Genomic DNA, 20,856 nt, shown 5'->3' with positions numbered 1-20,856 from the left:
TGCAGCGTCCTGCCACGATCAGTCTGGGTGTTCGCCGTCGGCCGTGCCCGTCCGATTTATGCTCCGCAGGATCCTGCGGCCACCGTCCAGGAGGAATCTTTGTCGCCACATCCCGCCCTGCAAGCCGTGTTCTGGGATATGGACGGAACCTTGGTGGATACCGAGCCGTACTGGTTCGCTGCCGAGAAGGACCTGATGGCACGGTTCGGTGTGGACTGGAGCGATGAGCAGGCCATGGAACTGGTGGGAAATGCCCTGCCCGATTCGGCCCGCGCCCTGCAGCAGGCCGGTGCGGAGCTGGGCATCCGGGAAATTCTCGACACCATGCTGGACAGCGTTATCCGGTCCGTTCAGCAGGAAATCCCCTGGCGCCCCGGAGCCCGCGACCTGCTGGCCGAGTTGTATGCCGCCGAAATCCCGTGCGCCATGGTGACCATGAGCGAATCGCTGCTGGCCCGCGTCATTGCCGACCAGCTGCCCGAGGGAACCTTCCGCTTCCTGGTGACCGGTGAGATGGTTGCCAACGGCAAGCCTGATCCGGAGCCCTACCTGCTGGCGGCGAAGCTGATGGGCGAGGAACTGGGCATGTCCCTGGACCTGGACCGGATTGTGGCCGTGGAGGATTCCCTGCCCGGCGTGGCCTCCGCCAAGGCCTCGGGTGCCGTCACCGTTGCGGTGCCCAACGCCGTCGACGTGCCCGAGCAGGCCGGCATCACCCGCTGGGAGACCTTGGCCGGGCGCACTGTGGCGGATCTGCAGGCGCTGGTTGCGGAGCGGGTTTCAGCTTCGGCTTAGTTTCCCGCCGGGCTAAAGCTCCTGCTCTTGAAACGGCGTGTGCTGGTGAACCTTGAGCTTCCACGCGCCGTCTTCCTTGGCGTAGACGCTGGTGAGTAGGGCCGAGTACGGGGTTCCGTTGCGGTCGGCACGCACCTGGTAGGTGAGGACACCGGCGTCGTTCCCCAGGTAATCCTCCCGGGGATCGATGATCTCGAAGGCAGTCCAGGGCGGCCCGCCCATCGACTCGACGATCTGCTGCCGGTCGGTGATCCGAAGGCCGTTGGTCAGCAGGACCACGGGCTCGCTGGCCAGCACGCCGGAGTAGAAGGCCGTTGCCTCTTCCGGCCCGGTGGACAGAGCATGCCAGCCAGCCGTTTCAAGTTCCACGAGTTCGTTTTCCATGGTCTGGGAGTGTAGACGGACCGCCGCGGGTGGAACAGGGAACCAGGAAAGCCCGGGCCGGAATATCCGACGCACCCGCGGCGCTGATCCTCTTGTGAAGAAGATTGGATTCCTTTCCTTTGGCCACTACCAGGACGTCCCGGGTTCCCTGACGCCCACGGCCGGTGATGCGCTGCTGCAGGCCATCGACCTGGCTGTCGCGGCTGAAGAAGTCGGCGCCGACGGCGCGTTCGTGCGTGTGCACCATTTCGCGCCGCAGCAGGCCTCGCCGTTCCCGCTGCTCGCCGCGATGGCCGCCCGCACCAAGCGCATTGATTTGGGCACCGGCGTAATCGATATGAGGTATGAAAATCCTCTCTACATGGCAGAGGAAGCAGCGGCCACGGACCTGATCAGCGGCGGCAGGCTGCAGCTCGGCATCAGCCGGGGATCCCCCGAACCCGCGCTGCGCGGCGCCGAATCATTCGGTTACGTGCCCGGCGAGGGACAGACCGACGCCGACATGGCCCGCCACCACACCGAGATCTTCCGCGCAGCCATCACTGGGCAGGGCATGGCACCTGCCAACCCGCAGATGACCGGGCACACCGGCCTGCTGCCGATCGAACCGCAGTCCCCTGGCCTCCGCGACCGGATCTGGTGGGGTTCGGGAACCCGCGCGACGGCGAAATGGACCGGCGAACAGGGCATGAACCTGATGAGCTCCACCCTGCTGACCGAGGACACCGGTGTCCCCTTCGACGAACTGCAGGCTGAGCAGATTCACGCCTACAAGGAGGCCTGGGCCGCTGCCGGACACCACGGGCAGGGCAAGGTCTCCGTCAGCCGGAGCATCATTCCTTTGGTCAGCGAGCAGGACCGGCGCTACTTCGGCGTCCGTGCCCAGGTTGAAGGCCGGGACCAGGTGGGCCGGCTCGAAGGCGGGCTGGCCCGGTTTGGCCGCAGCTACGTGGGCGAACCGGATGTGATCGCGAAGGAACTCGCCGACGACGCCGCCGTCCAGCTCGCGGACACCGTGCTGGTCACCGTTCCCAACCAGCTCGGCGTCGACTACAACGCGGCGCTGCTGGAGAACATCGTCAAGCTGGTGGCGCCCGACGCCGGCTGGCGGTAGCGCGCCGTCGTCCTCCAACTCCAAACAACAGAAACTGCCCGTTTGAGCCTTCAAACGGGCAGTTTCTGTTATCTCGATGAGCTATTACTTCCTGCGGCCGAAGATCAGGGACGCGAGCGCGGTAGCCGCAGTGACCGTGTAGACCGACGGCCAGGCGCCGAGCTTCTTGGCCAGCGGATGGGACAGGCCGAAGGCCGCCACGTAGGTTCCGGTGAGGGCGACGGCGGTGCCCGTGCCGGCGTCGCGCTTCCACAGGGCGAACGCGGCTGCGCCGGCTGCGGCAAGCACTGCGCCGCCGAGCTGGCGGTTGCCGGTGTCGCGGGCGGTCTTGAAGCCGCCGATCAGGCCGGCGGACGTGATGAGCGGGGTCAGCAGGGATGCCACGGTTATCTCCTTGGGTTGGACTCCTTCCAGCCTAACCCCGCTCATCGAGAGGCCAGTTACGGCTCCTTTGGGCCCTCAAAAGAGCCGTAACTGGCCTCTCGATGGGTGAGCTGCAGTTTGGACCCCTACCTATCTGCGGCCTAGCGGCGTTTACTGGAACCTTCAAAACGCAACCACAAAGGAGTGGGACATGGGTGAGTCTGCCGCCGTCGAAACCTGGCTGGACGCCTTCAACACCGCGCTGACCACACGGAACACCCCAGCCGCCGCGGATCTGTTCGAAGAAGACGGCCTCTGGCGCGACTTCGTTTCCTTCACCTGGAACCTCAAGACACTGGAGGGCCGCAGGGAAATCACCGACATGCTCGACGCCGTCCTGGACCACGTGCAGCCAGCCGGCTGGGAGCTCACCGAACCGGCGTCGGAGGCAGACGGCGTGACCGAAGCGTGGATTCGCTTCGAGACCGCAGCTGCCCGGGGATGGGGGCACCTGCGGCTGCGGGACGGCAAGGCGTGGACCCTGCTGACCACCATGCAGGAGCTGAAGGGCTTCGAGGAGCAGAAGGGCACCAACCGTCCCAAGGGCGTGGAGCACACGGTGGAACGCGGCCGGAAATCCTGGCTCGAACAGAAGCAGGAGCGTCAGGCCCGGCTGGGCTACGAGGACCAGCCGCACTGCGTGATCGTGGGCGGCGGGCAGGGCGGCATCGGGCTGGCCGCTCGGCTGCGGCGGCTGAACGTTCCCACCATCGTGATCGAGCGGAATGAGAACGCCGGAGACTCCTGGCGCAAACGGTACAAGTCCCTCGCCCTGCATGACCCTGTCTGGTACGACCACCTCCCCTACCTGAAGTTCCCCGATGACTGGCCGGTCTTCGCGCCCAAGGACAAGATCGGCGACTGGCTGGAGCACTACACCGCCATCATGGAACTTGATTACTGGTCCGGCACCGAGTGCCTGGGCGCCGAATACGACGACGACGCCGGCACCTGGGAACTGCGGGTCCGCCGCCGCGGCGAGGACGTGACACTCCGGCCGCAGCAGCTCGTCTTCGCCCTGGGCGTCTCCGGCTACCCCAACGTCCCGGAGTTCGAAGGTGCCAACGCCTTCCTGGGAGAGCAGTACCACTCTTCCAAATACCCCGGCGGCGGCGACCAGACCGGCAAGAAGGCCCTGATCATCGGGTCCAATAACTCCGCCCATGACATCGCCGCGGACCTCTGGGAACACGGCGCGGACGTGACCATGCTGCAGCGCTCCTCCACCCACATTGTCCGCAGCGACTCGCTCATGGAGTTCGCGCTGGGCGACCTCTACTCCGAACGCGCGCTGGCCGCCGGAACCACCACCGAGAAAGCGGACATGCTCTTCGCCTCGCTCCCCTACCGGATACTGCCCGACGCCCAGATCCCCATTTACGAGACGATCGCCGCGCACGATGCCGGGTTCTACGACCAGCTCCTCGACGCCGGATTCAACCTGGACTTCGGTGAAGACGGATCGGGCCTGTTCCTGAAGTACCTGCGGCGCGGCTCCGGCTACTACATCGACGTCGGCGCATCCCAGCTGATTATCGACGGGCGGGTGAAGCTTAAGCAGGGCCAGGTCGCCAAGCTCACGGGCAACGCGGCGGTGCTCGACGACGGCACGGAGCTGGAGGCAGACATCATCGTCTATGCCACCGGCTACGGGTCGATGAACAACTGGCTAGCGGACCTGATCTCCCCTGAGGTTGCCGACCAGGTGGGCAAATGCTGGGGCTACGGCTCCGGCACCACCAAGGACCCGGGACCGTGGGAGGGCGAGCTGAGGAACATGTGGAAGCCCACCAACGTGGAGAACCTCTGGATCCACGGCGGGAACCTGCACCAGAGCCGGCACTACTCGATCTTCCTGGCCCTGCAGCTGAAGGCACGGATGGAAGGCCTGCCCACTCCGGTGTACGGACTGCAGGAGGTGCACCACAGCCGCTAGACATGGTTTAGGGAAGGCATTGAACCGGGCCCGGGCCGGGCCAAGAATGGGAACAGACCCTCCTTGGTGCTTTCCCGTCCCGGTCCGGACGGCCGGGCTTGTCCCCAGGCGGTGGACCATGACGAGCAACCCGGCATCAGCTTCAGCGGCCCCTGCAGTTCCCTGGCCGCAGCCTGCGGACAGCCTCTACCCCGCACTGGCAGACGCCATCACCGGGACCGTGACGCTGCCCGGGGACCCGGCGTATGACACCGGGCGCCGGGTTTGGAACGGGATGGTGGACGTGCAGCCGGCTGCGGTCGTCCGGGCACTCGCTCCCGCCGACGTCGCACCCGTCCTGGCGTTTGCGCGCCGGACCGGGCTGCCGCTGGCCGTGCGCGGCGGCGGGCACAACGTGGCAGGCAACGGAACCGTGGACGGCGGCCTGGTGCTCGACGTCGGCGGACTGCGCAGCGTGGAAGTCGATCCGGTTGCGCAAACCGTGACGGCCGGCGGCGGCGCAACATTGGGCGACATCGACCTGGCGACGGCGCCGTTCGGGCTGGCCGTTCCGCTGGGCGTCGTATCGCGCACCGGAGTCGCCGGCCTGGCGCTGGGCGGCGGTGTGGGGTGGCTGACCCGCTCGCACGGACTGAGCGTGGACAACATCCTGGGCGCCGACGTCGTGCTCGCGGACGGCACCGCCGTCCATGCCTCGGCCGAAACGGAACCGGAACTGTTCTGGGGGCTGCGCGGCGGCGGCGGGAACTTCGGCGTCGTCACCTCGCTGACCTTCCAGGCATGGCCGCTGCCGCAGGAGGTCTACAGCGGCAACCTCATCTACACGGCGGACCGCTTCGAGAACGCGCTGCACGCCTTCTCGGCGTGGAGCGCGGACGTACCGGACGAGCTCACCACCATCGTGTCCTTCCTGGTGCCGCCGCCGGAATGGGAGCAGGGAGATGACCCGATCATGGCCGTGGGCTTCGCCTGGGCCGGAGAGGACCAGGAGACGGCCGCCGCCGTGGTGGACCGGCTGCGGGACCTGGCCGCCCCGGATGCCGAACTGGTGCAGCCGGTGCCGTGGCTGGACTGGCAGTCCGCCGTGGATGGCCTGTTTCCGGACGGTTCGCGTGCCTACTGGAAAAACACGTCCTTCAACGCGCTGGACGCCGGGCTGATCGATGTCCTGGCCCGGCGGGCGCGGGAGCAGTCGTGGCGGGGCACCGGGTTCGACCTGCACCACATGGGCGGCGCGTTCGGCCGGATTCCGGAGCAAGCGACGTCGTTCCCGGACCGCGACGCGCGCTACTGGCTGAATGTCTACGGCTTCTGGACCGACCCGGCCGACGACGCGCACCACACCGCGTTTGTCCGCGCAGTGGCGGCGGACGCAGATCCCTTCAGCGGCGGAGGCCAGTACGTGAACTTTATGGTAGCCGAAGATCCTGCCTCAGCCGCACCGAGCGTGTACTCAGGCGAAAAGCTTGCCCGGCTCTCCGCGCTGAAACGGGCAGTCGATCCGGGCAACCTGTTCCGGCGCAACCACAACATCGCCCCCGGTACCGTGCCTAGCGAAGGAAGCGGAGGGACATCATCATCGCCTTGACGTCCTGGTATTCCTCCGTCTGCATGTAGGCCTGCAACCGGGGGGCTCCGGTGAGGGCGGGATCTACGGGAAGAATTGTCTGTGTGCTGAGGGGCCGGTTGAAGAATGCGCCGCTCGTGCCGGGAATGTACTCAAATCCGTGCGGGAGAACAGCTGATTGCGGGGCAGCCTGGCGGCCCCACCCGGTAACGGCCATGTCAGCTTCGAAGCCGGCAGCCTGATCGAGCCCATGGAACACGAATGCCGGTGCTTCTCCTCGCCCGGGTTCCTTGTCTTCCAGGCCGGCGATCGGCTCGTAGTCAAACTCGATGTAGGGGACTCCCGGCAGCGCGACGAATCCGGTAACGACCCCGGTGATCAGCTCGCCCATGGTCTGCCCGTCCGCGTTGATGACCTCCACAGCCTCAAGGGCCTGGGGATGAACGTCCTTCGCCGGAGAGAAGAGCGGACGGACGGTCCATCCGGCAGGATGATCGAACTGCAGCATGCCGTCTGAGGTCGTGTAGCTCACGTATTCCGGCACGGGAGGAGTTTCCGGTTCTGCCGACGCCGCCGGCGTTTCGGCAGGCTGTCCCGGTTCCGGCGTATCTTCAGCCTGCGCGGCGGACGGCGTGGGAATAGCCTCCGCTTTCTCCGCGGCGGAACCATCCGGCCGCAGCGCCACGAAGAGTGCCGCTGCCGCGAAAGCCAGGGCTACGACGGCCACCGCAATGGCAATGATGCGCGAACTGCGCTTTTTAGTGCTCCCGTTTTCCTCTGGCCGAACGCTGCTCAAGATCCCCCGTGGATGCGAGCCGAAACCTGCCTGGATCCAGCCGGTGCCCACAATCCTACTGGGTGGGGTCAGCGTGCCGTGCCGCCGCGCGGGGCACTGCCGTCAGGCTAGCGCCAGTAGTTGTTCGCCGCTGCAATCGTGGCGAACTCGATGGCCACCACGTGCGAGGAAGCGATCAGCTCTTCCGGGTCCGTTGTGTACACGTCCCGGCCCGCCCTGAGGACCTTCTCATCCGGCTGGATGGCATAAATGCTGTGCAGCGCCAGTTCCAGGGCCAGTTTGCGGCCCTCCTCCGGCGAAGCGGTCAGAAGGGTGTTTCCCGGAATCAGTTCCATGCTGCACCTGGTTTCGTGTAGGTCTGCCAACAAACCCCTCTTCCACGATTCCAGCCGGGCCGGCATTTGGGAACGCCGGCCCGGAGATTCGTACCGGCGGCTACGCCTCCGGGGTGCTCCCGCCTGCCGGCCGGTAGCTCCACAACTCAGCACTGACACCCACCGGCTTGCGGCGCTCGGCGTCGGCTCCCTCGCCGTGTCCATGTCCGTGACCGAAGTTCTTGGAGGCGACCCAGTCCTGGAAAGACTTCTCATCACGCCAGCGCGTAATGACCAGCCAGGTTGTCCTTTCGTCCGTGGGCTGCAGGAGCTCGAAGCCCTCAAACCCGTCCTGGTTGTCCACGGCTCCGGCACGGGCGGCGAAGCGGCGGGCCAGTTCGTCGCCGGAGTCTGCAGGAACGGTGATCGCATTGATTTTGATGATGCTCATGCACCCATTATCGCTACCGGGGCGGTGGGCAAACGAGACTAAGCTCAACAGCATGAGAACGGATTTCGACCCCGCCGAAATGGGCGGCCGCAGCTTCTACCGCCTGCTCACCTCCGTGGTGGTGCCCCGGCCCATCGCCTGGGTGTCCTCGGTAGCAGCAGACGGCGTGGAGAACCTGGCTCCCCATTCCTTCTTCACCATCGCCTCGGTCAATCCGCCGATAGTTTCCTTCACATCCGTGGGTGAGAAGGACTCGCTGCGCAACATCCGGGACACGGGCGAGTTCGTCATCAGCCTCGCTCCGGAGGATATGTTCGAGGCCGTGAATGCCACCGGGACCGGTTTCGCCGCTGAGGTCAGCGAGTTCGACGCCGCCGGGATCACCTCCGAGCCCAGCGCCACCGTGCGTCCGCCGCGGGTCGCGGGCTCACCGGTGACCCTCGAATGCCGGCTCTATGAGATCCATCCCGTGGGCGACTGCTTTGTGGTTTATGGCGAAATCACCCGCGCCGCCGTCCGCACGGACACGCTCGACGCCGATTCGCACCCGCGCATTGAGGCACTGCGCCCGCTCTCCCGGCTGGGCCTGAACGAATGGGGAACCGTCGGCGAGGTCCGGGAAATCAGCCGCATTCCGGCAGACGAATGGCCGGGCCACTACCGGGCCAGTTAGCCGCCGGCAAGGCCCCGGCCGCAGCCGCGGCCGCGATTCTCCTCACCTGCCGGATGCGTGCTCCCTAGTCAGAAAGCGGACCTGGTTTCTGTACCCTCTGGTAACTCAGTAGGCTTATAGACGGTGTAAGTCGCCGCAGCAAGAGCATCCGCCAGAGAAAGTCTGAAGCGCTTGGTAAAAGCGCAGGAGGAGAAACTGGGAATGACCGCCACACAAGGCGCTGGTACCGAGGAAGACACCAAAGCATTAAAGACGGGGAACGAATCCCCGAATGAGGTGGACCGGGAGCCTCCCGCGGCCCCCGTCCAAGCCGGCAACGGAATCGCCCGCTGGGTGTTCTGGCCCTCTGCAGCCATCATTGTGGTCTTCGCGGCCTTCGCCATCCTGTTTCCCGGCACCGCTACGGAAATGTTCAACTCCGTGCAGAGCAACGTCATCCGCTGGTTCGGCTGGTACTACGTGGCGGCCATCGCCGTGTTCGTTGCGTTTTCGCTCTGGATCGGTCTGAGCCGCTACGGAGACATCAAGCTGGGCAAGGACGATGACGAGCCGGAATTCTCGGTCCGTTCCTGGTTCTCGCTGCTCTTCGCGGCGGGCATGGGCATTGGCCTGGTGTTCTTCGGTGTTGCCGAACCGCTAAACCATTTTGCCTCACCCCGTCCAGGCGTCGAGGGCACCCCGATCCAGCTGGCCCAGCAGGCCCTGACCCAGACGTACCTGCACTGGGGCCTGCACGCGTGGGCGATCTACGTCGTCGTCGGCGTCTCCATTGCCTACGCCGTCCACCGCCGCGGCCGTCCGATCTCCATCCGCTGGACGCTGGAACCGCTGCTGGGCACGCGCCGGGTCTCCGGCGGCTGGGGCAACCTGATCGACGTCGTTGCCCTCGTGGGAACCCTGTTCGGTGTGGCTACCTCCCTGGGTCTTGGCGTGCTGCAGATTTCGGCCGGGCTGGAAGAAGCCAACATTGCGCAGGCCACGCAGATGACGCAGATCGGCCTGATCCTGGGTATCACCATGCTCACCATCGCCTCCCTGGTTTCAGGCGTTGGCAAGGGCATGAAGTGGCTCTCCAACATCAACCTGATGCTGGCCGGCGCCCTGCTGCTGTTTGTCCTCTTTGCCGGGCCCACCCTGTTCCTGCTGCGTGAATTCGTACAGTCCATCGGCAACTACCTGCAGAACGTCATTGGCCTGACCTTCAATACGCTGGCATTCTCCGGCGCTGAGGGTGAAGCATGGCAGGCAGCGTGGACCACCTTCTACTGGGGCTGGTGGATTTCCTGGGCACCGTTCGTAGGCATCTTCATTGCCCGCGTATCCAAGGGACGCACCGTCCGGCAGTTCGTTGCCGGCGTCCTCCTCGTTCCCAGCATCGTCGGGTTCCTCTGGTTCTCCGTTCTGGGCGGCACCGCCATTCACCGTGAGCTGTTCGGCGACGGCGGACTGGTGGGCGCCGACGGCGCCGTGGACACGGAAGGTTCGCTGTTCGGCATGCTGGGCGGCCTGCCCGGCGGCGCAGCGCTGACCATCGGCGCGATCGTACTGATCGCGATCTTCTTCATCACCTCGGCCGACTCCGGTGCACTGGTCACCGGCATGCTCTCCACCGGCGGCGATGTGGAACCGAAGAACTGGATCCGGATCTTCTGGGCCCTGTCCGCCGCGGCGGTGGCCATTGCCCTGCTGCTCGCCAACGGCCTGGAAGCAATCCAGACAGCGGCTATCCTGACCGCTGTGCCGTTCAGCGTGGTGATCCTGCTGATGTGCGTTGCCACGGCCAAGGCATTCCACCAGGAGCATGCCAACCTGATGCGGGCCCAGCGCAAGCTTGCCCGTGACCAGCTGACCGCGCACGTGACGGAGCACGTCCAGGACAGCATGCAGGAACAGTATGAGGACCAGATGGCCGGCCATGTGGACGCCGCCGTCAAGAAACAGTTCCGCCGGCGGGCCGCAGCGCAGAAAGACCAAAAGTCTTAGCTGCTCCCCAGGCATACAAGAGGCCCCGCACCTGCTGGTGCGGGGCCTCTTTGCTTTAGTACCGGGCCTTAGCTCAGTGCGTCCTGTTCCAGCAGGTCCCGCAGCACCGGGTAGGAAGACTGCGCACCCTCCCGGGTGGCTGCCAAAGCGCCGGCACGGGCAGCGAACCGGGCTGCGTCCGCCAATGAATCCCCCGACGCCAGACGCGCAGCAGTGGCCGCCGTGAAGGCGTCACCGCAGCCGGTGGTATCCACGGCATTCACCTTGGTAGGTGCCACAGCAATCACCCGTTCCTCGCCGTCGGCAGTTCCGTCCAGCACGACGGCGCCGTCCCCGCCCAGGGTGATGATGGTCCGGCGCACGCCCAGTGCGGCCAGGGCAGCAATGACCGCTTCCCAGTCCGCCGCCGGATCAGCCAGGCCGGTCACCAGCGCGGCCTCATGCGCGTTGAGCAGCAGTACGTCGGTGAGCTCGAGCAGCTCCGCGGGAACTTCCCGGTAGGGGGAGAGGTTCAGCAGGACCTGCGCACCGGCGTCGTGCCCTGCCTGCGCAGCAGCCGTAACCGCTTCCAGCGGAACCTCCAGGCTCAGCGTGAGGACGGCGGCGCCGTCGAACAGGTCTGCCGGCAGCTCACCGCCGGTCACCGTGCCGTTGGCGCCCGGGGAGACGATGATGGTGTTCTCCCCGGCGGCGTCCACCACGATCATGGCGGTTCCGGTGGCGGTGCCGGAGCGGCGCAGCACGCGGGACGCGTCCACACCGGCAGCGGCAGCTGCCTCCAGCAGCAGGTCTCCGTGCCCGTCTGCGCCTACGGCACCAAACAGCCGCACATCTGCCCCGAGGATCGCCGCGGCGGCCGCCTGGTTGGCGCTCTTGCCGCCCGGGACGATCACCAGTTCCGATCCGTTGAGGGTCTCCCCCGGCGAGGGGAAACGCTCAGTGCGCACAGTCAGGTCAGCGTTCAGCGACCCTACAACTACTACTTTTCCGGCAGGCATGCGGGATTCTCCTTGGGAACTGTCGGCTCAGCGTTCGGCCGGGGCGGCATCAGCCACTTCGGCGCTCACTGGCTTGGGGATGAGGAAGGATGCGGCCAGGGCCAGCACCAGGATGACCAGACCGGCAACAATACCGCCGTAGTAGCCTCCGGCGCCGCCGTCGGCCGGTGTGGTGGCCGTCTTCACTGCGTAGATGACGGCGAAGCTCAGTCCTGCGCCCAGGTTGAACGCACCGGCGTTCAGGCCGGGCAGGAAGCCCGGGTTCTCCTTGGGCGAGAGCACAATGCCCAGGCCGTTGAGCATGATGTTGCCGATGCCGGCGTAGGTGATGCCGATCAGCAGGGAGACGCCCAGCAGGCTCAGCTTGGAGTCGCTGCCGACCACCAGCAGCACCAGGGTCAGGCCGATCACGGAGCCGATCATGCCGATGCGCAGCACCTTGCCGTAGCCCCATGTGGCGGCCAGGCGGCCGGCGATCGGGCCGACGATCAGGCCGGCGAGGGCATACGGTGTGAGGGTCCACCAGGCGGATTCCTCGGCGCCCATGCCAAAGCCGATTACGCCGTCCTGCGCCAGGGCGGGGATGATGCCGTTCATCACGGCGAAGACGCCGGTCATGGTCAGCAGGGTGGTCAGCAGCAGGGCCCAGGTGGAGCGCTGCTTGAGGTGGTAGGTGGCAACCAGCGGCTGCTCGGTGCGGTTTTCCACCTTCCAGAACACGGCGAAGGCAGCCACCGCAACGACGATCAGGCCGATCACCAGCGGCCAGTTGGCGTCCGCCAGCTTGCCTGCCTCGTTGAAGGCGGTGAGCAGGGTGCCCACGGAAATGACCAGCGGGACAACGCCCACCCAGTCCATCTTTTCCTTCTTCTCGGCCCGGGATTCCGGGGCCAGGAAGAGCAGCAGGGCGGTGGCGACGGCGCCGACGGCGGCCATGGCCCAGAACACGGAGGCGAAGCCGTGGTTCTGAGCCAGGTAGCCTCCGGCAATGGCGTCGACGCCGGCAATGCCGCCGTTGACTGCGGTGATGACACCCATCAGGGTGCCGTAGAGCTTGGCGTCGCGGATCTCCACGCGCAGCATGATCAGGGTCAGCGGCACAACGGGACCGGAGACACCCTGGATCAGGCGGGCGATAAAGAGGACCTCGATACTCGGGGCGAGCGCGGCAACCACGGAACCAATGGTCAGGACCACCAGCATGCCGGTCAGGACCTTCTTGCGGCCGATGATGTCACCCAGACGGGGCAGGAACAGGGAGAACAGCGCGGCTGCGGTGAAGAACGCCGTCTGCGTCAGGCCAACGGCAGCAGAGGTGGTGTTCAGTTCTTCTTCGATGGTGACCAGGGCCGGGGAGAGCATGGAGGCGTTGAGCTGGAACGCCACGCAGGCGGCCAGCAGTGCCGCCATCAGCGCGCCTACATTGACGCGGCGCTGGGCGGTGGCGCTCACAGGTCCACCTCGCCGATCCGCTCGAGGGCGTCGACGACGAGACCCCAGAACTTCTCCTGGTCCAGTTCCATGGCCACGGAGGTGGTGCAGTCGGCCGGCGCGGGGGCACGGAAGTCGGCGACCGTCATGCCCAGGGTCAGAGTGCCGGTCAGCTCAACGTCCAGCGGCACGCGCTGGGTGGTCATGACCGATGGGTCGATCACGTAGGCGACGGCGCAGGGATCGTGCACGGGCGGGAAGTCGAAGCCCTGTGCGTCCTTGTAGGTGTGGCCGAAGAATTCAAGCAGCTCGCCCACGAACTTGGCCGGTTTGGTGCCCACCGCGGCGATGCGCTCGGCTACCTCGTCCGTTGCCAGCGCCTGGTGGGTCAGGTCCAGGCCAACCATGGTCAGCGGCCACTTCTCGTTAAACACGATGTGCGCGGCTTCGGGGTCGATCTTGATGTTGAACTCGGCCACGGCGGACCAGTTGCCCACGTGGTAGCCGCCGCCCATCAGGACAACTTCCTTGACCCGCTCAGCCAGGCGCGGTTCCTTGCGCACGGCCAGGGCGATGTTGGTCAGCCCTCCGGTGGGGACCAGCGTGACCGTGCCCGGCTCGTGGGCCATCACGGTGTCGATGATCAGGTCCACGGCGTGGCGCGGGTCCAGTTCCACGGTGGGTTCAGGCAGCACGGGGCCGTCCATGCCGGATTCGCCGTGGATGTCCGGTGCGTTTTCGATGGTGCGCACCAGGGGCCGGTCGCAGCCTGCAGCAAACGGAACGCCTGTGATATTTGCGACACGGGCAATCGCCAGCGCGTTGCGTGTCACCTTCTCCAGGGTCTGGTTTCCGACGACGGTGGTCACTGCGAGAAGGTCGATATCCGGGCTGCCGTGTGCCAGCAGCAGGGCGACCGCATCATCGTGGCCAGGATCGCAGTCCAGGATGATTTTGTGGGGCATTGCATCTCCGCTTCGTTGAGGTTCCAGGCTCCGGGCACGCGTCCCGGCGCCGCAGGTTCCCGCCGCTGCAACCGCGTTTTGACTGACCTGCAGTCGCCCGGCTGTCGGTTATGTCCCGGCGCTGCCGGACTCGTTCGATGAGGAAATCCGGCGGCGTCGATGGCCCGTTTTGGGCAGGAACCGGATTCAACGATATCCGCGCGCGGGAGCCGGATTTGCCGCCGTCGAAATCCGGTCCATCCCGGACCGAAGGCTGATTTGGCCCTCTGGCGGCAGGTGCTTATCCTTTGCCCGCAGCACCTGTGGCGGGCCCGCGGCACGGAACGTCCGGATTTGCTACCTTAGGTGGCAGGGCCGTGAACACTCCGGCCCCCGGACGACGGTTCAGTACCCGGCACGCGACAAGACTGGCCAAAGGAGCTAGCCATGTCATGGGTTGTCCTCATTACCTCCGGAATGCTTGAAGCCGTGTGGGCTACAGCGCTGGGGAAGTCGAACAACTTCAGGAAACCCCTTCCCACCATTGTGTTTGCCGTGGCCCTCGCCGCCAGCATGGCGGGTCTGGCCTGGGCCATGCTGTCCATCCCCGTGGGCACCGCTTATGCCGTCTGGGTGGGAATCGGTGCCGTGCTCACCGCCGGTTACGCCATGGTGTTCGGCGGCGAAAAGGCCACTGTGATCAAGGTGGTGCTGCTGATGGGAATCGTCGGCTGCGTTATTGGCCTGAAGCTGGTGGCCTAGCCATGGCGTGGATCATTCTTCTGCTCAGCGCCGTCCTTGAAGCCGTTTGGGCCACCGCGCTGGAGGCTTCCAACGGCTTTACCGTCCTGGCGCCGTCGATCATCTTTGTGGCGGCCGCAGCCGTGTCCATGGCAGGCCTGGGCTACGCCATGAAACGCATTCCCATCAGCACCGCCTACGCCGTTTGGACCGGGCTGGGTGCCGTGCTGACCGTAGCCTGGGCCATGTTCACCGGCACCGAGGAACCCGGAGTGCTGAAGGTGCTGTTCCTGGCCGGGATTATCGGCTGCGTGATCGGCCTGAAGTTCGTGGACAAGCCCGCTCCGGTTTCCGAACCCGTCTCGGGGCCCGCCGAAAAGTCAGCCGACGCCTGATTCAGATGCGCGTCTGGTGACGTCGAGGTGCCGCATCACCAGGGCTGCCGCGATGAAGGCTGCGGAAAAGGAGAGGCAGGCTTCGGGTGCCAGCAGATAGAGCTGCGTCAGAACAACGAAGAGCCCGTTCTCGCCGTTGTAGTTGAGCGCCCCAAAATTCTGCATGAACAGGTTCGTGGAAAGCGCGAAGACCAGGCCGGCTATCCCCAAGACGATGCCGGCCTGAAGTGTCTTCCGGGACGTGCCCGCTGCGGCTGGTGCTGGTGCTGGTGCTGGTGCCATGTTTCCCCCTAGGATCGCTGCGTGATGATGGGGTTCACCTAAACAGCCAGCGGCGGGCAGGGCAAGTATCGTGTCGTTCGGCCGCGCCGGGCCGGAGCCCACCGGCACACACGGATTCCCACACTTTGTTGCTGCTGTTAAGGGCGTGACCCCATAAGGCAACAACCTTCACAGAACGTGGGAAACGTGGTTCGACTGGCACAGCAGACCGCCGGCCCCGAGCGCAGCCGCGCAGTTAGCTGCGGACGGCGTCGGGCAGGCTGGTACCGGTCTCAACAAACCGCTGGTGGAAGGCCAGTGACTCATCGAGCAGGTGCGGGGTGTGCTTACCTACTGATTCGCGGCTGGCGCGGTCAAAGTAGTCCTGCAGCAGCGGCTGGAAATCCGGGTGCGCACACTTGTCGATGATCATCCGGGCCCGCTGCTTCGGCGACAGTCCGCGCAGGTCCGCCAGGCCGCGTTCGGTGATGATGAGCATGGTGTCGTGCTCGGTATGGTCCACGTGGGATGCCATCGGAACAATCCCGGAGATCTTTCCGCCCTTGGCCGTGCTCGGGGACATAAAGGCGGAGAGGAAACCGTTGCGGGCAAAGTCCCCGGAGCCGCCAATGCCGTTCATCATCGCCGTGCCGCCCACATGGGTGGAGTTCACGTTGCCGTAGATGTCCGCTTCGATCATGCCGTTCATGGCGATGCAGCCCAGCCGGCGGATCAGCTCGGGATGGTTTGAAATCTCCTGGGTCCGCAGGATGATCCGCTTGCGGTAGAACTCAATGTTGGAGTTGAACTCCTCGATCCCGGCCGGGCTCAGCGAGAAGGAGGTAGCCGACGCCACCCGGATCACGCCGTCGCGGATCAGTTCCAGCATGCCGTCCTGAATCACCTCGGTGTACGCGGTGAGCCCGGTGTAGCCCGCGGTGGAGAGACCGGCCAGCACGGCGTTGGCAATGTTGCCCACTCCCGACTGCAGCGGCAGCAGTTTGTCGGTGAGCCGTCCTGCCTTGATCTCGAATTCAAAGAAGTCCAGCAGGTGCCCGGCGATCAGCTGCGAGGTTTCGTCCGGCGCCGCGAACGGCGTCATCCGGTCCGGCGCGTCGGTTTCGACGACGGCGATGACCTTCTCCGGGTCCAGGCGCAGGTAGGGCTCACCGATCCGGTCGTCCGGGTTGACCAGCATGATCGGCTTGCGGTGCGGCGGCAGGGCGGTGCCGTAGTAGACGTCGTGCATGCCGTCCATGGCCTCCGGCTGCTGCCGGTTGACCTCGAGAATGATCTTGTCCGCCTGCTCGATCCAGGTTTTGTTGTTACCCACCGAGGATGAGGGGATCAGGCTGCCGTCCTCGTTGATCCCCACCACCTCGATCACGGCCAGGTCAATGTGGCCGTAGAACCCGAACCAGGTGTACTGGGCCACGTGCCCCAGGTGGATGTCGATGTACTCGAGTTCGCCGTCGTTAATCCGCTTCCGCAGGTTGGGATCCGACTGGTACGGCAGGCGCAGTTCCATGCCGCCGGCCTTGGCCAGCACGCCGTCGAGCTCCGGAGCGGTGGAGGCGCCGGTCAGCACCTTGATCTGGAATTCCTCGCCCCGCTGGTGGGCTTCTTCCATCTGGGCAGCGAGCGCCTGCGGCACGGCCTTCGGGTAGCCGGCACCTGTGAAGCCGCTCATCGCGACCGTCATTCCCGGTTTGATCATCGCCGCTGCCTGCTCCGCAGACATAACGAGTTCGGAGAGTCCGGGGTGGGAAATACGGTCACGCATAACTGGCCTTTCAGAGAACGAATCAAACCACCCTATCCGCGGTTGAGCGCCAGCTCACATTCGGCCGACGCCGGCTCCGACCCTCCCGCGGCATAATTCGCCGTCTGACGTGGGCTTATATACGCAACTCAGCGAAAAAACCAGACTAGGGGCCCATTGATTGACACATCCATTCTGTCCGGATTCACTGCTCTCACCGCACCCCGCTCTAGCTGAGGAGAGACCCCCGTGAGGATTCCGAAAACCGCTGCCGCACTCTCGATTGCAGCCCTGCTCGCCGCCGGTACCGCCGTTCCCGCCGCCGCCGTCGGCGAAGGGCCCAACTACAACGGCAACGAAACCATCAATACCTCGATTCTGCGCACCTATGACGAGATGGTGGCCGAGCTGAAGAAACAGGACGCCAAGCAGCCGGCAATGGAGCTGGAAGTGATCGGACAGTCCGTCAAGGGCCGGGACCTCTACCTCGCGAAGTACATCAGCGACCCGTCCAACCCCACCATCCTCTACCTGACCCAGCAGCACGGCAACGAACAGCTCACCACCGAAGGGGCCCTGGAATTCGTCAAGCACCTGGGCACCGGCAAGACCAAGGGTGTGCTCGACGGCGTCAACATCCTGATCGTGCCGATGCTCAACCCGGACGGCGCCATGGGAGACGTCGATTTCCCCCTCGACGGCTACATCGCCAGCGGCCGGACCCTAACCCGTGCCAATGCCACCGGCACAGACCTGAACCGGGACCACGTCGCGAAGATCCAGCCTGAAACCCAGGCCCTGCACAACAACGTGATGCGCGCCTACAACATCGACTACATGATCGACCTGCATCACCAGGGCACCCAAAGCGAGCGCGACGGCGAGCTGGTCTCGGGTTCAATCCTCTACCCGACGACGCCGAACGCCTCCCCTGAGGTGGTCGAGGGCTCCAAGCAGCTCGGCGCCGTGGTGTTCAACGCGATCGATCCCACCGGCTGGGGGCACCTGGGCCGCTACGTGGGCGGCTCGGCGGAAACCATCAGCCGCAACGGCATCGCGGTTGAATACGGGATCTCCACCCTGCTGTTCGAGATGCGCGGCATGTCGGACAACACCAACTCGTCCGCCGTCCTGGGACAGAAGAGCAACGGCTACCTGATCAAGCAGACCGTGACCACCCTGGATGCCACCGCCCGGGCCATCGCGGACGGCTCGATCGAAACCACCGACACCTCCCTCTGGGACACCCTCGCCGAGCAGACCACCCGCCCCAGCGAGTAGCCACCGCGGGGCCCAGGCTCCGGAACTGGAAAGGCGCGGCCCACCAGGGCTGCGCCTTTTCCAGCGCCGCGGCCGGAACGGGTTCCGGGACAGCCGGCGCGAAAAAAGCGCAGGGACTTCCGGCGGGGGCCTGCGGGGCAGATACTTCCTGCAGCACCACCGTCCATGAGCTCAAGGAGCCCTTATGTCCGCGGCAGAAAAGGGGACCTCGGCCTTCCGGCGCAAGCCGATCGAGGAGACCGAAGACGAAACCACCGGCACCAAACTGTTCAAGAGCCTGGGCCTGTGGCAGCTGACCGCCATCGGCGTCGGCGGCATCATCGGCATCGGCATCTTTACCCTCGCCGGGCTGGTGGCCAACGGAGGGCCCGACGCCGAAGGCGTGGGTCCGGCGGTACTGATTTCCTTCCTGATCGCGGGGCTGGCGAGCGCCGCGGCTGCACTCTCCTACGCCGAGTTCGCCGGGATGGTTCCGCGCGCCGGATCCGCGTACACCTACGGATACGTGGCCCTTGGGGAGATCATCGGCTGGTTCATCGGCTGGGACCTGCTGCTGGAATACACGGCGATTGTCGCCGTCGTCGCCATTGGCATTTCCGGGTACTTCACGGAATTCATGGCCGGAATCGGGCTGGACGTACCGGTGTGGATACAGGGCACCGGCGACGTAGTGGAAGGCGGCCTGGTCAACCTGCCGGCGCTGGTGGTCTGCCTGTTCATCACGTTTATCCTCAGCCGGGGCACCAAGACGTTCGGCCGCTTTGAACTGGTGGCCGTGGGCCTGAAGGTCCTGCTGATCCTGTTCATCATTGGCCTGGGCATCTTCTTCATCAACACGTCCAACTACACACCGTTCCTGCCCAATGGCTTCGGCGCCGTGTTCACCGGGGCTGCCACCGTGTTCTTCGCGGTGTTCGGCTACGACGCCATGAGCACCGCTGCGGAGGAAGCCAAGGACGGCAAGAAACACATGCCCAAGGCGATCCTGCTCTCCCTCGGCGTCGCGATGGTGCTCTACATCCTGGCCACGCTGGTCCTCACCGGCATGCAGAACTGGACCGAGATCAGCCCGACGGCGGGATTCGCCTCCGCGTTCCAGAACGTCGGCCTGCCGGTCATCGCCACCGTGATCTCCGCCTTCGCCGTCCTGTCCATCCTGACCGTGATGCTCACCTTCCTGCTGGGCGTGACCCGGGTCTGGTTCTCGATGAGCCGCGACGGACTGCTGCCAAAATGGTTCTCCGGCACGGACTCCAACGGCACCCCGCAGCGGGTTACCTGGATTGCCGGCGGCGTCTCCGCCCTGCTCGCTGGGTTCTTCCCGATCCGGGCCGTGGCGGACCTGACCAACATCGGCATCCTGGCCGCGTTTGTGGTGGTCTGCATCGCGGTGATCGTACTGCGGCGGACCCAGCCTGATGCACCGCGGGAGTTCCGCCTGCCGCTGATGCCGTGGGTTCCCGCATTCGGCGTCCTGGCCTCCGCGTTCCTTATCTCCCAACTGCACTGGGAAACCTGGCTCCGCTTCGGAATCTGGCTGGTCATCGGAATGGTGGTGTACTGGTTCTACAGCCGGAAGCACTCGCTGCTGAACCCCGACAGTCCGCGGCACGCCCAGCGCAACGCGGGCGGCACGGGGTCGCCTCCACCACCGTCGCCGTCGCCGGAGCCGGGGCCGGGCACCGCGGGCTAAGCGGACGCAGGACCGGCTGGCCCGCCCTGCGGTGTTTCATTCAAGCTCTCCCGGTCAATGGGGTAAGCCGCTTCGGCTGCTGCCAGCCGGTCCCGTGCAGTCTCCCCCAGGACGGAAGCCAGTGCAGCGATCAGCGCCTCCGTGACAGCCATGGCGGGCGTCAGGGAATCGAAGGGAACAGTGGATTCCACTGGGGCGGGCAGAGTGACTGCCGCATCTGCCGCCAGCGGTGAGAGCCAGTGGTCGGTAACCAGAATGAGTGTTGCGCCCTGCCTCGCTGCCCGCCGGGCGAATTCGACCGTGGCGTCTTCGTAGCGGCGAAAATCGTAGACCACAAGCACGTCGTCCTGGTCCAGGTCCAGGGACCGGCCTGCCCGCGCCAGGCTCTGGTCCGGCACGGCATCGACGTGCGGCCGCATGAGGCCCAGGTGGACGGCGAGATATCCGGCCAGGAACCCGCTGAACCTGCCTCCGATCACGGAGATCCGGCGGTCAGGCCGGGCCAGCAGGTTAACCGCCTCGTCAAAGGCTTTGGCGGGGAGGACGTCGAAGGCCTCCTGGACTGACCCGGCGAGGATCCTGCCAGCATCGTCCAGGGAACCGGCGCCCCGCCCCTCATGTGTTTTTCCGCCGAACTGTTCCAGGGCTGAAACATGCCGATGTGCCAGCTCGGAACGAAGCCGGTCCTGGAATTCCGGATAACCCGCATAACCCAGCGAGGAGACAAACCGGATGACGCTTGGGGTGCTTACGCCGGAACGGGCCGCCAGTCTGGCAGCACTTTCCAGTCCGGCCCTGGGGTAGTCGTTCAGCAGTTCGCGGGCGATCCGCCTGCCGGAAGGAGTGGAGCTGGACAGCGCCTCGGAGATCCTGCGCGCCACCGGAGACTCGTCCGCACCATGAACTTTCATGAC

At 65.6% G+C, this 20,856-nt stretch carries 21 protein-coding genes and 1 riboswitch; of the genes, 10 read left to right on the top strand and 11 right to left on the bottom strand.

Features of this window, described 5'->3' with window-relative positions:
• Window positions 1-99: 99 nt before the first annotated feature.
• Window positions 100-795: an HAD family hydrolase gene (locus tag ACWGQ2_RS14590; RefSeq protein WP_452018493.1), complete on the top strand. Its 696-nt coding sequence runs from the start codon at window positions 100-102 to the stop codon at window positions 793-795.
• A 12-nt stretch (window positions 796-807) separates the two neighbouring features.
• On the opposite strand, the gene ACWGQ2_RS14585 is transcribed toward ACWGQ2_RS14590, so the two are convergent.
• Window positions 808-1,179 (bottom strand): nuclear transport factor 2 family protein, encoded by a 372-nt coding sequence (locus tag ACWGQ2_RS14585; RefSeq protein WP_452018491.1) that lies wholly within the window; start codon window positions 1,177-1,179, stop codon window positions 808-810.
• A gap of 94 nt (window positions 1,180-1,273) precedes the next feature.
• Between ACWGQ2_RS14585 and ACWGQ2_RS14580 the strand changes: the two genes are divergently transcribed.
• Entirely contained in the window at window positions 1,274-2,293 is a 1,020-nt protein-coding gene (locus tag ACWGQ2_RS14580) for an LLM class flavin-dependent oxidoreductase (protein WP_452018489.1), read from the top strand.
• Between the two features lie 84 nt (window positions 2,294-2,377).
• On the opposite strand, the gene ACWGQ2_RS14575 is transcribed toward ACWGQ2_RS14580, so the two are convergent.
• A complete protein-coding gene (locus ACWGQ2_RS14575; RefSeq protein WP_452018487.1) occupies window positions 2,378-2,722 on the bottom strand; it encodes a hypothetical protein in 345 nt (114 codons plus the stop codon).
• A gap of 145 nt (window positions 2,723-2,867) precedes the next feature.
• On the opposite strand from ACWGQ2_RS14575, the gene ACWGQ2_RS14570 reads away from it, so the two are divergent.
• Entirely contained in the window at window positions 2,868-4,652 is a 1,785-nt protein-coding gene (locus ACWGQ2_RS14570) for an NAD(P)/FAD-dependent oxidoreductase (protein ID WP_452018485.1), read from the top strand.
• Between the two features lie 118 nt (window positions 4,653-4,770).
• On the top strand, window positions 4,771-6,240 hold the full coding sequence (locus ACWGQ2_RS14565; RefSeq protein WP_452018483.1) for an FAD-binding oxidoreductase: 1,470 nt from the start codon (window positions 4,771-4,773) through the stop codon (window positions 6,238-6,240).
• On the opposite strand, the gene ACWGQ2_RS14560 is transcribed toward ACWGQ2_RS14565, so the two are convergent.
• The 3 genes from ACWGQ2_RS14560 to ACWGQ2_RS14550 form a co-directional block, all read right to left on the bottom strand.
• Complete coding sequence (locus ACWGQ2_RS14560; protein WP_452018481.1) at window positions 6,203-7,015, bottom strand: hypothetical protein; 813 nt, start codon at window positions 7,013-7,015, stop codon at window positions 6,203-6,205. The genes ACWGQ2_RS14565 and ACWGQ2_RS14560 overlap by 38 nt on opposite strands.
• A 107-nt stretch (window positions 7,016-7,122) precedes the next feature.
• A complete protein-coding gene (locus tag ACWGQ2_RS14555) occupies window positions 7,123-7,350 on the bottom strand; it encodes a hexameric tyrosine-coordinated heme protein (protein ID WP_452018479.1) in 228 nt (75 codons plus the stop codon).
• Window positions 7,351-7,450: 100 nt separating this feature from the next.
• Complete coding sequence (locus ACWGQ2_RS14550; RefSeq protein WP_452018477.1) at window positions 7,451-7,780, bottom strand: antibiotic biosynthesis monooxygenase family protein; 330 nt, start codon at window positions 7,778-7,780, stop codon at window positions 7,451-7,453.
• Between the two features lie 52 nt (window positions 7,781-7,832).
• Between ACWGQ2_RS14550 and ACWGQ2_RS14545 the strand changes: the two genes are divergently transcribed.
• Together ACWGQ2_RS14545 and ACWGQ2_RS14540 are read left to right on the top strand one after the other, a co-directional pair.
• Window positions 7,833-8,453 (top strand): flavin reductase family protein, encoded by a 621-nt coding sequence (locus ACWGQ2_RS14545; protein ID WP_452018475.1) that lies wholly within the window; start codon window positions 7,833-7,835, stop codon window positions 8,451-8,453.
• A 201-nt stretch (window positions 8,454-8,654) separates the two neighbouring features.
• A complete protein-coding gene (locus tag ACWGQ2_RS14540) occupies window positions 8,655-10,436 on the top strand; it encodes a BCCT family transporter (RefSeq protein ID WP_452018473.1) in 1,782 nt (593 codons plus the stop codon).
• 68 nt (window positions 10,437-10,504) lie between these two features.
• Here the strand turns inward: ACWGQ2_RS14540 and ACWGQ2_RS14535 are convergent, their stop codons facing one another.
• The 3 genes from ACWGQ2_RS14535 to uriH are packed head-to-tail and all read right to left on the bottom strand — an operon-like array spanning window position 10,505 to window position 13,830.
• On the bottom strand, window positions 10,505-11,434 hold the full coding sequence (locus ACWGQ2_RS14535; RefSeq protein ID WP_452018471.1) for a ribokinase: 930 nt from the start codon (window positions 11,432-11,434) through the stop codon (window positions 10,505-10,507).
• Window positions 11,435-11,461: 27 nt separating this feature from the next.
• Window positions 11,462-12,886 (bottom strand): uridine transporter UriT, encoded by a 1,425-nt coding sequence (gene uriT, locus ACWGQ2_RS14530; protein ID WP_452018469.1) that lies wholly within the window; start codon window positions 12,884-12,886, stop codon window positions 11,462-11,464.
• Window positions 12,883-13,830, bottom strand: coding sequence for a uridine-preferring nucleoside hydrolase UriH (gene uriH, locus ACWGQ2_RS14525; RefSeq protein WP_452018467.1), 948 nt, complete (start codon window positions 13,828-13,830; stop codon window positions 12,883-12,885). The genes uriT and uriH overlap by 4 nt, the downstream gene beginning before the upstream one ends.
• A 348-nt stretch (window positions 13,831-14,178) precedes the next feature.
• Window positions 14,179-14,246: riboswitch (guanidine-III (ykkC-III) riboswitch) on the top strand.
• 10 nt (window positions 14,247-14,256) lie between these two features.
• Here uriH and ACWGQ2_RS14520 point away from each other — a divergent pair.
• Together ACWGQ2_RS14520 and ACWGQ2_RS14515 are read left to right on the top strand one after the other, a co-directional pair.
• Window positions 14,257-14,571, top strand: a complete 315-nt coding sequence (locus tag ACWGQ2_RS14520) for a DMT family transporter (protein ID WP_452018465.1) — start codon at window positions 14,257-14,259, stop codon at window positions 14,569-14,571.
• Window positions 14,572-14,573: 2 nt separating this feature from the next.
• Window positions 14,574-14,945, top strand: coding sequence for a DMT family transporter (locus ACWGQ2_RS14515; protein WP_452018463.1), 372 nt, complete (start codon window positions 14,574-14,576; stop codon window positions 14,943-14,945).
• On the opposite strand, the gene ACWGQ2_RS14510 is transcribed toward ACWGQ2_RS14515, so the two are convergent.
• Together ACWGQ2_RS14510 and ACWGQ2_RS14505 are read right to left on the bottom strand one after the other, a co-directional pair.
• On the bottom strand, window positions 14,931-15,227 hold the full coding sequence (locus tag ACWGQ2_RS14510; protein ID WP_452018461.1) for a hypothetical protein: 297 nt from the start codon (window positions 15,225-15,227) through the stop codon (window positions 14,931-14,933). The genes ACWGQ2_RS14515 and ACWGQ2_RS14510 overlap by 15 nt on opposite strands.
• Before the next feature lie 235 nt (window positions 15,228-15,462).
• Entirely contained in the window at window positions 15,463-16,989 is a 1,527-nt protein-coding gene (locus ACWGQ2_RS14505; RefSeq protein WP_452018459.1) for an acetyl-CoA hydrolase/transferase family protein, read from the bottom strand.
• Between the two features lie 234 nt (window positions 16,990-17,223).
• Between ACWGQ2_RS14505 and ACWGQ2_RS14500 the strand changes: the two genes are divergently transcribed.
• Window positions 17,224-18,249 carry a M14 family zinc carboxypeptidase gene (locus tag ACWGQ2_RS14500; protein WP_452018539.1) on the top strand — a complete coding sequence of 342 codons (1,026 nt, stop codon included), beginning with the start codon at window positions 17,224-17,226 and terminating at the stop codon, window positions 18,247-18,249.
• Between the two features lie 184 nt (window positions 18,250-18,433).
• Window positions 18,434-19,942: an amino acid permease gene (locus ACWGQ2_RS14495; protein WP_452018457.1), complete on the top strand. Its 1,509-nt coding sequence runs from the start codon at window positions 18,434-18,436 to the stop codon at window positions 19,940-19,942.
• Here ACWGQ2_RS14495 and ACWGQ2_RS14490 read toward each other — a convergent pair.
• Window positions 19,939-20,853: a MurR/RpiR family transcriptional regulator gene (locus tag ACWGQ2_RS14490; protein WP_452018455.1), complete on the bottom strand. Its 915-nt coding sequence runs from the start codon at window positions 20,851-20,853 to the stop codon at window positions 19,939-19,941. The genes ACWGQ2_RS14495 and ACWGQ2_RS14490 overlap by 4 nt on opposite strands.
• Window positions 20,854-20,856 lie beyond the last annotated feature (3 nt).

Source organism: Arthrobacter sp. NPDC055585 (assembly GCF_053619115.1).
Note: the sequence above shows the minus strand (reverse complement) of the source record. Positions and strands in the feature narration are given on the sequence as shown.